The sequence below is a fragment of the Nocardioides endophyticus genome (assembly GCF_039543845.1).
GTDB classification, from domain to species: Bacteria; Actinomycetota; Actinomycetes; order Propionibacteriales; family Nocardioidaceae; genus Nocardioides; species Nocardioides endophyticus.
The window spans coordinates 272,377-286,510 of sequence record NZ_BAABKN010000009.1; the positions used below are offsets into that span (position 1 = coordinate 272,377).

15 protein-coding genes are annotated in these 14,134 nt (G+C 69.2%); 8 read left to right on the forward strand and 7 right to left on the reverse strand.

The features are described from left to right. Positions 1–29: 29 nt before the first annotated feature. Positions 30–2,600: an aminopeptidase N gene (gene pepN, locus ABEA33_RS07340; RefSeq protein WP_345526080.1), complete on the reverse strand. Its 2,571-nt coding sequence runs from the start codon at positions 2,598–2,600 to the stop codon at positions 30–32. A gap of 79 nt (positions 2,601–2,679) precedes the next feature. Here pepN and ABEA33_RS07345 point away from each other — a divergent pair, with 79 nt between their 5' ends. Next, a complete protein-coding gene (locus ABEA33_RS07345; protein WP_345526081.1) occupies positions 2,680–3,294 on the forward strand; it encodes a mycothiol-dependent nitroreductase Rv2466c family protein in 615 nt (204 codons plus the stop codon). A 17-nt stretch (positions 3,295–3,311) separates the two neighbouring features. On the opposite strand, the gene ABEA33_RS07350 is transcribed toward ABEA33_RS07345, so the two are convergent. Beyond that, positions 3,312–3,899, reverse strand: coding sequence for a GOLPH3/VPS74 family protein (locus tag ABEA33_RS07350; protein ID WP_345526083.1), 588 nt, complete (start codon positions 3,897–3,899; stop codon positions 3,312–3,314). 125 nt (positions 3,900–4,024) lie between these two features. Between ABEA33_RS07350 and metG the strand changes: the two genes are divergently transcribed. The 4 genes from metG to ABEA33_RS07370 all read left to right on the forward strand — a co-directional run bounded on the left by metG (position 4,025) and on the right by ABEA33_RS07370 (position 7,557). Then, complete coding sequence (gene metG / locus ABEA33_RS07355; RefSeq protein WP_345526084.1) at positions 4,025–5,830, forward strand: methionine--tRNA ligase; 1,806 nt, start codon at positions 4,025–4,027, stop codon at positions 5,828–5,830. Then, the gene (locus ABEA33_RS07360) at positions 5,823–6,494 is read left to right on the forward strand and encodes a glutamine amidotransferase-related protein (RefSeq protein WP_345526085.1); all 672 of its coding nucleotides are present in this window, start codon (positions 5,823–5,825) and stop codon (positions 6,492–6,494) included. The genes metG and ABEA33_RS07360 overlap by 8 nt, the downstream gene beginning before the upstream one ends. Next, positions 6,487–7,317 carry a class I SAM-dependent methyltransferase gene (locus ABEA33_RS07365; RefSeq protein ID WP_345526086.1) on the forward strand — a complete coding sequence of 277 codons (831 nt, stop codon included), beginning with the start codon at positions 6,487–6,489 and terminating at the stop codon, positions 7,315–7,317. Before ABEA33_RS07360 ends, ABEA33_RS07365 begins: the two co-directional genes overlap by 8 nt. 99 nt (positions 7,318–7,416) lie before the next feature. Continuing rightward, a complete protein-coding gene (locus ABEA33_RS07370; RefSeq protein ID WP_345526087.1) occupies positions 7,417–7,557 on the forward strand; it encodes a hypothetical protein in 141 nt (46 codons plus the stop codon). A gap of 45 nt (positions 7,558–7,602) precedes the next feature. On the opposite strand, the gene ABEA33_RS07375 is transcribed toward ABEA33_RS07370, so the two are convergent. The 4 genes from ABEA33_RS07375 to ABEA33_RS07390 are packed head-to-tail and all read right to left on the reverse strand — an operon-like array spanning position 7,603 to position 9,074. Next, positions 7,603–7,893 (reverse strand): putative quinol monooxygenase, encoded by a 291-nt coding sequence (locus ABEA33_RS07375; RefSeq protein ID WP_345526088.1) that lies wholly within the window; start codon positions 7,891–7,893, stop codon positions 7,603–7,605. Further along, positions 7,890–8,318 carry an alternative ribosome rescue aminoacyl-tRNA hydrolase ArfB gene (gene arfB, locus ABEA33_RS07380; RefSeq protein WP_345526089.1) on the reverse strand — a complete coding sequence of 143 codons (429 nt, stop codon included), beginning with the start codon at positions 8,316–8,318 and terminating at the stop codon, positions 7,890–7,892. Before arfB ends, ABEA33_RS07375 begins: the two co-directional genes overlap by 4 nt. Then, complete coding sequence (locus ABEA33_RS07385) at positions 8,318–8,662, reverse strand: DUF2568 domain-containing protein (protein WP_345526090.1); 345 nt, start codon at positions 8,660–8,662, stop codon at positions 8,318–8,320. The genes arfB and ABEA33_RS07385 overlap by 1 nt, the downstream gene beginning before the upstream one ends. Position 8,663: 1 nt before the next feature. Next, positions 8,664–9,074: a CoA-binding protein gene (locus ABEA33_RS07390; protein WP_345526091.1), complete on the reverse strand. Its 411-nt coding sequence runs from the start codon at positions 9,072–9,074 to the stop codon at positions 8,664–8,666. Positions 9,075–9,224: 150 nt separating this feature from the next. On the opposite strand from ABEA33_RS07390, the gene ABEA33_RS07395 reads away from it, so the two are divergent. Continuing rightward, entirely contained in the window at positions 9,225–10,112 is an 888-nt protein-coding gene (locus ABEA33_RS07395) for an Ig-like domain repeat protein (protein WP_345526092.1), read from the forward strand. Positions 10,113–10,189: 77 nt separating this feature from the next. Here ABEA33_RS07395 and ABEA33_RS07400 read toward each other — a convergent pair whose 3' ends face one another. Next, positions 10,190–10,852: a TetR/AcrR family transcriptional regulator gene (locus ABEA33_RS07400; protein WP_345526093.1), complete on the reverse strand. Its 663-nt coding sequence runs from the start codon at positions 10,850–10,852 to the stop codon at positions 10,190–10,192. Between the two features lie 78 nt (positions 10,853–10,930). Between ABEA33_RS07400 and ABEA33_RS07405 the strand changes: the two genes are divergently transcribed. Together ABEA33_RS07405 and ABEA33_RS07410 are read left to right on the forward strand one after the other, a co-directional pair. Continuing rightward, positions 10,931–12,103 (forward strand): acyl-CoA dehydrogenase family protein, encoded by a 1,173-nt coding sequence (locus ABEA33_RS07405; protein WP_345526094.1) that lies wholly within the window; start codon positions 10,931–10,933, stop codon positions 12,101–12,103. A 174-nt stretch (positions 12,104–12,277) separates the two neighbouring features. Further along, complete coding sequence (locus ABEA33_RS07410) at positions 12,278–14,113, forward strand: eCIS core domain-containing protein (RefSeq protein ID WP_345526095.1); 1,836 nt, start codon at positions 12,278–12,280, stop codon at positions 14,111–14,113. The last annotated feature ends 21 nt before the right edge of the window (positions 14,114–14,134 follow it).

Below are 14,134 nucleotides of genomic sequence, written 5' to 3' on the forward strand. Positions count from 1 at the left end.
GGGGTCACTTTGCGCCGACTCGGCGGTTGTCAGGCTTGTGCGTCCCTCGCCTGGGCGGCCAGGGCGCGGGCGACGTCGGCCCGGCCCTCGTTGACGTAGCGCACGGCACCCTTGGGGGCGTCGGTGCCGGCCAGCCAAGCGTCCACGCGCTCGATCAGCTCGGGGGAGCCGAGCGCCTTCGGGAACCCGAACTCCAGCACGACGGAGCCCTTGTGGAAGCCGAGGGTGTCGATGACGGTGTCGGCCGCCTCGAGGTACTGCTCGAGGTACGGCGCGATCACGTCCTCCTGGCCGTACCGGAAGATCGAGAACACCATCTCCCGGCAGGTCTCGTTGGGCGTACCGGGGTCGAGGATCGCCCGCCAGCCCTCGGCCTTGGCCTCGGCAGTGGGCTGCGCGACGCGGGCGGCGGCGGCCTTCTCCTTGCCGGCGATCGTCTTGTCGCGCCCGAGCTCGGCCGCGATCAGGGCCTCTCCCGAGCGGCCGGCCGCGGCGAGCGCGGTGACGAGCGCCCAGCGCAGGTCCTGGTCGACCGCCAGGCCCTCGACCGCCCAGGTGCCGTCGAGCAGCCCCTCGAGGTCGGCGAACGCCTGGTCGCTGTGCGCGGCCGCGGCGTACGACCGCGTGAAGGTCAGCTGGTGGTCGCTGCCCGGGTCGGCGGCGAGCAGCAGTTCGCGCAGGCCCGACTCCCACTCGGCGCGCAGTGCTCCCCGGTGCTCGGGCGCGCTGTAGGCGTTGACCGCGAGCGCGGCGTACGTCGGGATCCGGGTGACGCCCCATGCGTCCGTCTCGGCGCCGATGTTGGCGAGCACGAGGCGGACGAAGTCGGTGGCCGACATCTCGGCGTCGCGGGTCATGTCCCAGGCCGAGCTCCACACGAGAGCGCGGGCGAGCGAGTCGTCGAGCTTGGAGAGCCCGGCCGTCACGGTCGCGAGCGAGCGCTCGTCGAGCCGGATCTTCGCGAACGCGTGGTCCTGGTCGTTGAGCAGCAGCAGGTCCGGTTGCTGCTTGCCGGCCAGCTCCGCGACGACGGTCTCGGCGCCTTCGACGTCGACCTCGATGTACTCGCGGAGCACCAGGCGACCGTTCGCCCCAGAGCCGGGCACAGCGTCGTACAGGCCGATGCCGAGTCGGTGCCGGCGCAGGGTCGGCTGCTCGGGGGCGGCGGTCTGGAGGATCCGGAAGGCGCCGTACGTGCCGTCGGCGCCGAGCTCGAAGGACGGCGTGAGGGTGTTGACGCCGGCGGTCTGGAGCCACTCCTGGGCCCAGCCCTCCAGCTCGCGACCGGACGACTTCTCCAGCGCCACCAGTAGGTCGGCGAACGTGGCGTTGCCGAACTCGTGGTCCTTGAAGTACTGACGCAGGCCGGCGAGGAACGGGTCGAGCCCGACCCACGCGACGAGCTGCTTGAGCACCGACGCGCCCTTGGCGTAGGTGATCATGTCGAAGTTGACCTCGACGGCGTGCAGGTCGACGTTGTCGGCGGCGATCGGGTGCGTGCTCGGCAGCTGGTCGGCGCGGTAGCCGGTCTGCTTACGGGCGTTGGTGAAGCCGGTCCAGGCATCGGTGTACTCGGTGGCCTCGGCCTCGCACCAGTAGCAGGCCCACTCGGCGAACGACTCGTTGAGCCACAGGTCGTCCCACCACTGCATGGTGACCAGGTTGCCGAACCACATGTGCGCCATCTCGTGGGTGATGACGGAGGCGCGGAACTCGTAGAACGAGCGCGGCTGGCGGCTGCGGGGGAGGTACTCGTCGCGCAGCGTCACGCAGCCCGCGTTCTCCATCGCGCCCATGTTGTACTCCGGCACGTAGAGCTGGTCGTACTTGCCGAAGGGGTACGGGTAGTCGAACTGCTCCTCGAAGAAGGCGAAGCTCTGCTGCGTCAGCTCCACCAGCACATCGACGTCGAGGTGCTCGACGAGGGACTGACGGCAGTAGTGGCCGAGCGGGATGTCGCCGTGCTTGCCGTGGTAGACGTGCTGGACCTCGTGGTACTCACCGGCGACGACCGCCGTGATGTACGTCGACATCGGCTTGGTCGGTGCGAACCGCCACACGGCCTTGCCGCTCTCGTCGGCCTCGTCGAGCGGCTCCGGCTCGGGCGAGGGAGAGTTGGAGACGACCTTCCAGTGGTCTGGAGCGGTCACGTTGAAGGTGAACGGTGCCTTGAGGTCGGGCTGCTCGAACGTGGTGAACACACGACGGGCGTCCGGCACCTCGAACTGCGAGTAGAGGTAGACCCGGCCATCGACCGGATCGACGAAGCGGTGCAGGCCCTCGCCGGTGTGCGAGTAGGTGCAGTCGGCGCGGACGACGAGCTCGTTGTCGGCCTGCAGGCCCGGCAGCGTGATCCGGCTGTCGGCGTACGCCGTCGCGGGGTCGAGCGAGACCCCGTTGAGGGTGATCTCGTGGACGATCGCGTCGACGAGGTCGGCAAAGGTCTCGGCGCCGGGCTCGGATGCGGTGAACCGGATCGTGGTGGTCGAGCCGAATGTCTTGTCGCCGGTCGTGAGATCCAGGTCGATGGAGTACGACGTGACGTCCAGGAGGGCGGCGCGGGTGGCGGCCTCGTCCCTGGTCAGGTTGGTTCCAGGCATGCGAAGCATCCTGCCACTCGGGGTGATACCGACGAAAAGCGCGCGGGAATAGTTCGCTCACCGACGGGTTTGCACCTGTATGAGCACTGCGCCGAAGACCAACGCCGACTTCTGGTTCGACCCCGCCTGCCCGTTCGCCTGGATCACCTCGCGTTGGATCCTCGAGGTCGAGAAGGTCCGCGACATCGAGGTGACGTGGCACATCATGAGCCTCGCCTACCTCAACCAGGACAAGGACATCCCGGAGGAGTACCGGGAGTTCCTCAAGACCGCGTGGCAGCCGGTGCGGGTGCTGATGGCCGTCGAGCAGAAGCACGGCAAGGAGGCGCTGCTCCCGCTCTACACCGCGATGGGCACGCGCATCCACGTCGAGAAGCAGGACAAGGACCGCGCGATGATCGAGGCGGCCCTCGCCGAGGCAGGTCTCGACGTCAGCTTCGCGGACGCGATGGACGACTCGTCATACGACGACGCGATCGCGAAGTCGCACCACCTCGGCATGGACCAGGTGGGCAACGAGGTCGGTACGCCGACCATCGCGTTCGAGGGACGCGCGTTCTTCGGACCGGTGATCGGCAAGGCGCCGCGGGGCGAGGATGCCGGTCGGATGTGGGACGCGTTCATCACGCTGTCGGCCTTCGAGCACTTCTACGAGCTCAAGCGCAGCCGCACCGAGGACCTCGACTTCAGCTGACTCGGCGGGCGCGAGTCTCAGCTTCCGGAACTCGCCACCGCTGCTCCGGCGGCCACGGCACCGATCGCGGCGACCGACGCGGTGATGGCGTCCCGGACCGCCTCGGCGGCCCAGGCGCCCTCGCTGATCTGCTTGGCGCGCTTGCGCACGTCGCGTGACGACATGCCCTGGTGGTCAACGACCTTGTGGGCCTTGTCGATGGCGGACAGGATCGCCACCAGGGCGGCGGTGCGCTGGTCCGGCTCGGCGCCGCTGACGAGCGTTGCGGTGAGCGCGCGGCGTCGAGCGGCGAGGCGGTCGGCGAGCTGGTCCTTGAGACGCTTGCCCAGGCGGTCGACGAGGTCCTGGGCCCCGCGCTCCTTCTCGGCGAGGAGGTCGTAGCCGGCTCGCAGCACGTCGTCCTGCGGGGCGGCGTCCGGGGCGGGGTGCACCTTGGCGGTCTTCCAGACGCCGGACTTCTCCTCGATCTCGACGGCACCGGTGAGGGCCAGCTCGATCAGGAGCGCACCGCCCAGGACGGTCTGCGGGTACGCCGTCGCCGTGAGCTTGCCGCTCGCGTCATCGAGCAACAGGAGGAGCAGGTCCTCCGCGATGAGGGTCGCCATGGGAGCGACGCTAGTCGAGGGTGATGGTGGTTTCGAGGCTCGCCGCTGGCGCGGCTCGCACCTCAACCACCGGGCACTCCGCGACCGAGGACGTACCACTCGCGACGCATCCCTAGGATTGACCCATGAGCAAAGTTCTGTCCGCCGTCGCCTGGCCGTACGCAAACGGCCCGCGCCACATCGGCCACGTCGCCGGTTTTGGTGTGCCCTCCGACGTCTTCAGTCGGTACATGCGGATGGCGGGCCACGACGTGCTCATGGTCTCCGGCTCCGACGAGCACGGCACGCCCATCCTGATCGCCGCCGGCGAGGCCGGGATGACTCCCCAGGAGCTGGCCGACCAGAACCACCGGATCATCGCCGAGGACCTCGCATCCCTCGGCCTGACCTACGACCTCTACACGCGCACCTCGGCGCGCAACCACCACGCCGTCGTGCAGCAGATGTTCCTGGGTGTCTACGAGAACGGCTACTTCGTCGAGCAGACGACGTACGGCGCGATCTCGCCGTCCACGGGCCGCACGCTGCCCGACCGCTACATCGAGGGCACCTGCCCGATCTGCGGGTACGACGGCGCGCGCGGCGACCAGTGCGACAACTGCGGGAACCAGCTCGACCCCCAGGACCTGATCAACCCGGTGTCCAAGATCGACGGGCAGCCGCCGGAGTTCATCGAGACCCAGCACTTCTTCCTCGACCTGCCGGCCCTGGCCGACGCGCTGGCGGAGTGGCTCGACGAGCGCGCCGCGTCCGAGACCTGGCGGCCCAACGTGATCCGGTTCAGCCAGAACATCCTCAAGGAGATCCGCCCGCGGGCGATGACCCGCGACATCGACTGGGGCATCGCGATCCCGCTCGACGGCTGGCGCGAGAACCCCACCAAGAAGCTCTACGTCTGGTTCGACGCCGTCATCGGCTACCTCTCCGCGTCCATCGAGTGGGCGCGTCGCCTGGGAGAGCCGGACCGCTGGCGCGAGTGGTGGAACGACCCGGAGGCCCTGTCCTACTACTTCATGGGCAAGGACAACATCACCTTCCACAGCCAGATCTGGCCGGCCGAGCTGCTGGCCTACTCCGGCCAGGGCGCCAAGGGGGGCACGGTCCATGAGTACGGCGTGCTCAACCTCCCGACCGAGGTCGTCTCGAGCGAGTTCCTGACCATGGAGGGCAAGAAGTTCTCCTCCTCCAAGCGCGTCGTCATCTACGTGCGCGATCTGCTCAGCCGCTACCAGCCCGACGCGTTCCGCTACTTCGTCGCGGCGGCTGGACCGGAGAACCAGGACTCCGACTTCACCTGGGCGGAGTTCGTCCGGCGTACCAACGACGAGCTGGTCGCCGGCTGGGGCAACCTGGTCAACCGCACGGCCACGCTCATCTCGAAGAACTTCGGCGAGCTCCCGAAGGCCGGCGAGCTCACGACCGAGGACCAGACGATCCTCGACACGGTGGCTGCGGCGTTCGACACCGTCGGCGACCTGATTGCCCGGCACCGCCAGAAGCAGGCGATCACCGAGGCGATGCGGACGGTGGCCGAGGTCAACAAGTACGTGTCGGACTCCGAGCCCTGGAAGCTCGCCAAGGATCCGGCCGACCGCGAGCGGCTCGCCACGATCCTGTCGGTGATGGCGCAGTGCGTGGCCGACCTCAATTTGATCCTCAGCCCGTTCCTGCCCTTCGCGGCCAACGAGGTCGACAAGGCCCTCGGTGGTGCCGGCGACATCGCACCGATGCCGCGCATCGAGGAGGTCGAGGACCTCGACGGCGGCGCGCCGTACCCGATCATCACCGGTGACTACACCGCCGTGCCGGCGTGGGGGCGCAAGCTGCTCGTGCCGGGCACGCCGATCGAGAAGCCGTCGCCGATCTTCACCAAGCTCGACCCGTCGATCGTGGACGAGGAGCTCGAGCGGCTGGCCGCCAACGATGGTTGAGCGGGTCGCGCTGCTCGGCGAGGACCGCGGGCATCGCAGCCACCAGGAGCTCAACGCGCTCCGTCCGATGCTGGGCGTCGACACGGCCTGGGTGCCGAGCGACTCGGCGTTCGACATCAGCGAGTACGACGGGGTCTGGCTCGTCCCCGGTTCGCCGTACGCCGACGACGCCGCAGTGCTGCGTGCGCTGACGGTCGTCCGCGAGCGCGGCATCCCGTTCCTCGGCTCCTGCGGCGGCATGCAGTACGCCGTGCTCGAGTTCGTGCGCTCGATCCTCAACGAGTCCGCGACCCATGCCGAGTCGGACGGTCCGGCCGACGACAACGTGGTCACCGCGCTCGCGTGCAGCCTGTACGGCGAGGAGCGCGTGGTGACCCCCGTGGCCGGCACCCGCTTTGACGGCTGGGTCGACGGTCCGTTCACCGGGATGCACTTCTGCAACTACGCGCCGACGGCCGAGGTCGTGGCGCGGCTGGAGCAGGCCGGTGTCGTCGTGGGCGCGACCGCGGACGACGCCGGCGCCGAGCTGCTGGACTTCCCGGACCACCCGTTCTACGTCGTGAGCATGTTCCAACCGCACATCGGCGCCCTCGCCGGGGCGCCGGTGCATCCGCTCGTGCGTGAGTTCGTGGCCGCCGTGCGCGACACTGTCCCTCGTGCGTGAGGGAGAGCCGAGCCGGACGGCCTTCGGGTCCGCGGTCCACCGCGCGGTCCACCAGGACCTCGACGGCGGCCGGATCTTCCGGGACCCGCTTGCCTGGCAGATCCTGGGCATCGACCGCGAGGCGACGCTCGCCGACCCGGCAGCGACCGAGCGGCCCCGGCTGCGGGTCTTCATCGCAGCCCGGCACCGCTTCGCCGAGGACACCCTGGCCACTGCCGTCGAGCGCGGCACCCGTCAGGTCGTGGTGCTCGGGGCAGGCCTGGACGCCTTCGCCTACCGCAACCCGCACGCCGAGACCCGGGTCTTCGAGGTCGACTTCCCGGCGACGGGGGCCTGGAAGCGCGACCGGCTCGCGGACGCCGGGATCGCCGTACCCGACTCGGTGACGTACGTCGGCGTCGACTTCGAGTCCGACGACCTGATGTCGCGGCTGGTCGAGGCCGGCCTCGACCCGACCGCGCCGGCGTTCTTCCTCTGGCTCGGGGTCGTGCCCTACCTCACCTGGGAGGCCGTCACGGCGACCCTGATGGCGATCGCGTCGGTGCCCAGCGGGGAGGTGGTCTTCGACTACACCACCCCGACGCACCAACTGGATGCGAAGGCGCTGAGCGACCGGACCGACCTGATCGCGCGGGTCGCCGAGGTCGGGGAGCCGCTCTCGGCGGGAGTCGAGACGGAGGCGCTGCACACGCTGCTGGCAGACCTGGGCTTCGGTGAGGTCGAGGACCTGGGCCGACCCCAGATCCGAGCGCGGTTCCTCGGTCGCCAGGCCGGCTCCGAGACCGGTGGAGCGCACCTGCTCCGGGCCCGCGCCTCGGCCTGAGATCCGGCGAGGCGCCCGCCTGGCGTGGCCGGTCGACGTATCTGGTGTGGCGCTGGGTGCTCCTCGGAGGCGCCTTGTCCACGCCCGTCAGGAGTCGCCGTGCGACGTCTCGACCGTCCACAGGGGCTGGCCCGGCGGCTGGTCGCGGGCCTGGCCGCCGGCTATCGCGGACGGGGACGCTTCCTGCCGCTCGTCGTGATGAGCCTGCTGCTGTGGCCACCGCCGGCATCTACCTGCTGATCGCCGCGATGCCCATGCTGGCGCAGCGTCACGTCGCGCTGAGCCTCAACCGGTCAGCGAGCGCCAGGACGCGACCTCGTACTCCGCGACCTCGGCGCCGGTGATCACCGCCTGCTGGTCGTCGCGCGGGCCGCTGCCGCGGAAGGCCTCGACCGCCGCAGCCGACTCCCAGCGCTCCACGACCACGACCCTGCCGGAGTCGAGAGGGTCGGCGCACACCGCGAAGTCGAGACAACCGGGCGCCCGCCGAGCGGCGTCGACTACGGCGACGCATCCCGAGAGGTACGCCGGCCGTGCGGCCGCGTCCATGCTGAGGTGTCCGCTGACGATGATCATGGGTCGCGCACCCTTCCGCGCAGCGACTTGGTCGCACCGCGCTGCTTCTTGGCGTCGAGCCGCCGCTCCTTCGAGCCGCGGGTGGGCTTGGTGGGTCGTCGCTGGGGTGGCGGCGGGGCGAGCGCGGTCCGCAGCTGGTCGGCCAGGCGCTCGCGGGCGGCGACCCGGTTGCGGTGCTGCGAGCGGTGCTCGGTGGCGACCACTCGGAGCACCGGGGACGACAACCGGGCGAGCAGACGGGCCCGCTGCGCATCGGTGAGCGCCGTCGAGGTGCTGACGTCGTACTCCAGCTCGACCCGGCTGTCGGTGGTGTTCACCGACTGCCCGCCGGGGCCGGGGGAGCGGCTGAACCGCTCGACGAGGTCACCGTCCGGGATCACCAGCCCGTCGGGGAGGCCCGGCCCCTGCGGCACCCGGACGTCCATCACTCCACCTTCGCCAGGTCGGCGATCGCGGGGATCTGGGCGAGGGCGTTGACGGCGACGGAGAGGACCAGGAGGGCGAGCGCCCACGTCGGGTGCCCGGCATCCCACAACGCCAGCGAGGCCAGCCCGAAGACCACGACCTTGACGACCGGACGCCGCAGCGTGCCGCCGTACTGCGCCTTCGGCGACGCGAACAGGAACCAGGCAGCCATCGCGACCAGCGGCAGCAACCACACCCAGAGCCACCAGGCGTCCTGGTCCCAGCCCCACACTCCGAATGCCGCGACTGCGAGCAGCTCGTCGACGAAGACGAGCGCCAGCACCGTCCAACCGAGACCGTCCACGTCAACCCCGCCTGCGCCACTCGATCGCCGGGCAGGTGTCCATCACCATCGGTACGCCGGCGGCCGCGGTGCGCGCGAACGCGGCCTCGTCGACGACGCCCAGCTGGAACCACACGGCCCGTGCGCCGACCGCCACGGCCTGGTCCGCGAACCCGCCGGCCGCGTCGGAGCGCCGGAAGACGTCGACCACGTCGATCGGGAAGGGCACGTCGGCCAAGGTCGGATAGCCGGCCTCGCCCAGCACCGTCGCCGCAGACGGATGGATGGGGACGATCCGCTTGCCGCGGCCCTGGAGGAGCGCGGCGATGGCGTACGCGGTGCGGGTCGGGTCGCCGGACAGCCCGACGACGGCCCAGGTCTCACAGTCGTCGAGCATGAACCGGATCGCTGCCGGGTCCTGCCACTTCGTCATGCTCCGAGCCTAGGCCGATGGTTCCGATCCTGAGGAAATGCTCTGTTTCCGGGGGATAGGTAGCCCGGCCCCGGATGTCGGGCTAGTGTGACCGCCGTCTCTGCTACCGCCCGGTAGCGCAGCCGAGTTGCTCGGGAGGGAGCACTTTTCATGAATCTTCGTCACCTCACCGCTCGTACCGCCGCCGTTGGCGTCACCACTGCGCTCGCCGCTGGTGCGCTGGTCGGACTGAGCTCGTCCGCCGCCGACGCCGCGTCGGTCACCGTCACCAACAACTACACGTGCACCATCGCCGCCGCGAGCATGTCGTTCGACCTCCCGGTCGAGGTCACCGGTGACATCCCGCTCACCGACTTCTGGGCCGGCGCGCCCGTGCAGAAGGACCTGCTCAGCCTGACCTCGGTCAAGGCGACCGTTCCGGCGGCCATCGCCGGTGCGCTCGGCACCTACGGCGTCAGCAGCGCTCGCAGCGACGACTTCGCGCTGTCGATGGGCGCGAACCCGCTTCCCGTTCCGCTGCCCCTGACCACCTTCACCGACGGCGCGGGCGGCACCAAGATCTGGAACGTCCTCGGCGCCAAGAACGCGGCGTTCACCACCCCGGACCCCGGCCTCACTGCCGTGTCGATGCCCAGCAAGCTGACGTTCACCGCGGTGTCCGCCACCCTCGGCGACGTGGCCATCCCGTGTGTCCTCAAGACGGGTGAGACCGTCCAGAAGATCACCGACATCAACCTGAACAAGCAGGTCTCGACCCTGTCCGCGAAGGCCCCCAAGAAGGTCAAGAAGGGCAAGGCCGCCTCGGTGAAGGTCACGGCCGCCAGCACGAGCTGGGGCGCCACCGTCCCCACCGGCAAGGTCGTCGCCAAGGAGGGCAAGAAGGTCGTCGGCAAGGCCACCCTCAAGAAGGGCAAGGCCGTCATCAAGCTGAGCAAGAAGCTCAAGGTCGGCAAGCACAAGATCAAGGTGAGCTACGCCGGCACGAAGAGCCTCGGCGGCAGCACCGCCAAGACGGTCGTCGTCAAGGTCGTCAAGTAGCACTCAGCTCCACGTAGCACTGCTGACGCCCGGCCGGGTTCTGCCCCGGCCGGGCGTTCGCATGTCCAGCCACCCGCTCACGGTTCCAGGAGCGCGCGGCGTACCTCGCCCAGGATCGTCTCTACGTCTCGGCTGCCGGTGGTGACGACGACCGTGACCGGTGCTGCCTCGGTCGCGGTCTCGCCCGGCAGACGCGACAACGCCTGCTCCAGGACGGCGGTCAGCGCGACTCGCGGATCCTCGACCTCGCCGCGCAGCCAACCGCGGAGCACGTGGTTGTGGGCGGTGATGATCGACGAGGCGGTGAGTTCGGCAAGCAGCGCCGCATCGGGCCGGTCGCCGAGCCAGCGGCGCAGGTGGCCGCTGAACAGCCGGAAGTAGCGGTGCACGCTGGCGAGCTCGCGGTGGCGCAGCGGAGCGACGGTGCGCGTCAGTCGGTAGCGCTGGCGTGCCGTCTCGCCCTCGGCCAAGTAGTGCTCCAGCACGATGCTGGTCGCCTCCTCGAGCGCCGTCCGACCGGTTGCGGCGGTCGCGGTCGCCAGTCGGGCGTCGACCCGCTGGAGGAGGCCCTGGTGGTCGGGGAAGACGACGTCCTCCTTCGTCGGGAAGTGCCGGAAGAACGTCGTGCGTCCGACGCCGGCGCGCGCGGCGACCTCCTCGATGCTGGTGCTGTCGAAGCCCTGCTCGGCGAAGAGCGCCATCGCGGCGTCGACCAGGCGGCGGTGAGTAGCGGCGACCATCGGACCCCTTCCCTCGTTGGTATCGAGTGCTGCGTATATGGTACGCAGTACCGTTTCTCTCAACCCGGAGGTCCCGCCATGAGCGCCGAGTTCCCGATGTTCGCCCTCTCCGAGGAGCACCAGGCCGTCCGCGAGGCCGTCCGCGCGATCTGCGACGCGAAGGTCGCGCCGTACGCCGCCGACGTCGACGAGAACGCGCGCTACCCCCAGGAGGCGGCCGACGCGCTCGTGGCCGCGGACTTCCACGCCCCTCATGTGCCGGAGGAGTACGGCGGCGCCGGGGCCGACGCCCTCGCGACCGTGATCGTGATCGAGGAGGTCGCCCGGGCCTGCGCGAGCAGCAGCCTGATCCCCGCCGTCAACAAGCTCGGCTCGCTGCCGGTCCAGCTCGCCGGCTCGGAGGATCTCAAGGAGCACTACCTCGGCAAGCTCGCTGCCGGTGTGGGCGGCTTCTCGTACTGCCTCTCCGAGCCCGATGCCGGCTCCGACGCCGCCGGGATGAAGACCCGCGCCGTCCGCGACGGTGACCACTACGTGCTCAACGGAGTGAAGCGCTGGATCACCAACGCCGGCGTCTCGGAGTACTACACGGTGATGGCCGTGACCGACCCGGAGAAGCGCAGCCGGGGGATCTCGGCCTTCGTCGTCGAGAAGTCCGACGAGGGTGTCACGTTCGGTGCTCCCGAGAAGAAGCTCGGCATCAAGGGCAGCCCGACCCGCGAGGTCTACCTCGACAACGTCCGGATCCCCGCCGACCGGATCATCGGTGCCGAGGGCACCGGCTTCGAGACCGCGATGCGCACCCTCGACCACACCCGGGTCACCATCGCCGCCCAGGCCGTGGGCATCGCCCAGGGCGCCCTCGACTATGCGCTCGGCTACGCCCAGGAGCGCAAGCAGTTCGGCAAGCCGATCGCCGACTTCCAGGGCCTGCAGTTCCTGCTCGCCGACATGGGCATGAAGGTCGAGGCCGCCCGCCAGTTGACGTACGCCGCCGCCGGCAAGTCCGAGCGCGGCGACAAGGACCTCACGTTCTTCGGCGCCTCGGCCAAGTGCTTCGCCTCCGACGTCGCGATGCAGGTGACCACGGACGCGGTCCAAGTGCTCGGCGGCTACGGCTTCACCCGCGACTACCCGGTCGAGCGGATGATGCGCGATGCCAAGATCACCCAGATCTACGAGGGCACCAACCAGGTGCAGCGGATCGTGATGGCGCGGCAGCTGCTGGCGGGGATTCAGTCGCAGCTCTGACCGGGCCGGCGTAAGAGTCGAGGACGCCGTTCCCTTGCGCGCACACGGCCACACCATCGCGAAATGCCGGCGCCACGACGTCGCCAGTTCTCCAAAGGCCGACCTGAATGCAGCGCCACGTCATATGGTCGGCTGGGGACTCTTTCGCTGGTCGGTCTAGGGAGAGGTAGCGCTATGGGACCCGAGCTCGCACCTACCGAGGCGGACCGTCCTGTGGCGGAGGTCGTGCCGGCTCAACCCGGGGGAACGTCGTCTCCAGAGAACCCCGTGCCGCTGGCTGCCGCGGCCGCTGCAGCTCCCGTCCCGATGCACGTGGGAGACGCCGCGGATCAGGCCGAGAAGGACGCCGATCTTCGAGCCGACCAGGCCCTTGCCCGGCTGAGGAGGTCGAGCATCGCTCCTACCTCGGCGTTGGCGGACGACCGGCATGATCCCGGATGTACTCACCTGCGACGCCTCGCAGACCAGTCGCCCCCGCCGGCGGCGATCGGCCTCTCGGGCGGTGCCATGCCGAGCGAATCGGCCAGCGCAATCGACGGGCTCCGTCCTGACGGGCAAGCCCTCGCGCCGCCGGTGAGACGTCGCATGGAGGAAGGATTCGGCGTCTCGTTCGCCGACGTGCGTGTCCATGACGGTCCCTCCGCCGCTCAGCTCAGCCAATCCGTCGGGGCGCGTGCCTTCACCACCGGCCGTGACGTCTTCTTCGGCCGCGGCCAGTACGCCCCCCACACGCCCGAAGGCGAGCGAGTGCTCGCACACGAGCTTGCTCACACCTTGCAACCAGATCAGAGCCTGCGGCGTCTGCCGGCACGGTCCGAGCCGGTGATCCGACGCCTGAAGCTTCTTCCCGTGAGGAACGCTCCGACCATTCACGTCAACGACTACCACTTCATCGATCGGATGCGATTGGGAAACGCACCGAAGAGCGGCGAGCATGACGTCGTCATCAAGCCGTTCGACGACTTCGAGGGCCTCGCTATCGAAGCGGCCACCCATCCCGGAGACGAATTCGAGTTTGACGGCATCACGTGGGGATGGCGGGGAGCAACGGAGATCTTCCCGATAGCGGACAAGCACGGCAAGGTCTGCGTCCGGCTCTCGGCGGAGCAGATCTCCGAGCTGAAGGGGGTCGCCGGCGACGACGACATCGACCGCGACGTGACGTTCGCGACCATCCGGCACGAGTTGGGCGACAAGGTCGGCGCCGCCCTGGCCAAGGTCACGCAGAAGCCCGACCCTCACGCGATCCTGCCGCTGCGCACGACCCCGAGAGCGATGAAGGGCCTCCCTCGGGTGTCCTTCGCAGAGGGAAGGTACTGGAACGACTCGATCGAAGGGGGCGGGGACAACTTCCAAGCCTTCATGTGGGGGCCGAACGGAAGCAAGGAGGAGGGTCCGCACCTGCATCTCTTCTTCGAGTGCAAGGCGAAGCACCCCGATGCCGAGGAAGCCGATCACCCCATCACTCTCAAGAGCTTCATCTTCACCACGAAGAGCAAGCAGCACCTCACGTACGAGGGCGGTGTGTTCAGGGACAAGAAGGGTCTCGCGCACCTCTCGGAGAGCGAATATGCCGAGGTGGAGGAGTTGCTCGCGGTCTCGGAGATGCTCATTCGGGCAGACTCAGCTGCGCCGTCATCGGACGCGTTGTCCGATGAGAAGGATCCCGAGGCTCTGCTCGGAGACGACCTGAAGGAGATCGGCAAGGGCAAGACGATCCGGATGGAGGTGCTGAAGCACTTCTTCCTCGCGGTGGCACAGGTGACCGCGGAAGACATCTCGAGCTACGTCAAGAACCCGAAGGGTGACGTCAGGTACCAGTTCGAGACCTGGGTGGAGGACCTGGGCGAGTTGGAACGGCTGGACGTCGCCGCGGCAGCGATGGGGTTCGACGTCGGCAAGGTCAATGAGCTGCTGACTGCCGAGGATTACCCATATGAAAAGGTCTCGGCCTATTACGACAAGTTGATCGATACCCTCACCAAGAAGTTCGAGGGCGCGTCGCTGTGAGTCGATCTCGTCCAGCGCTAC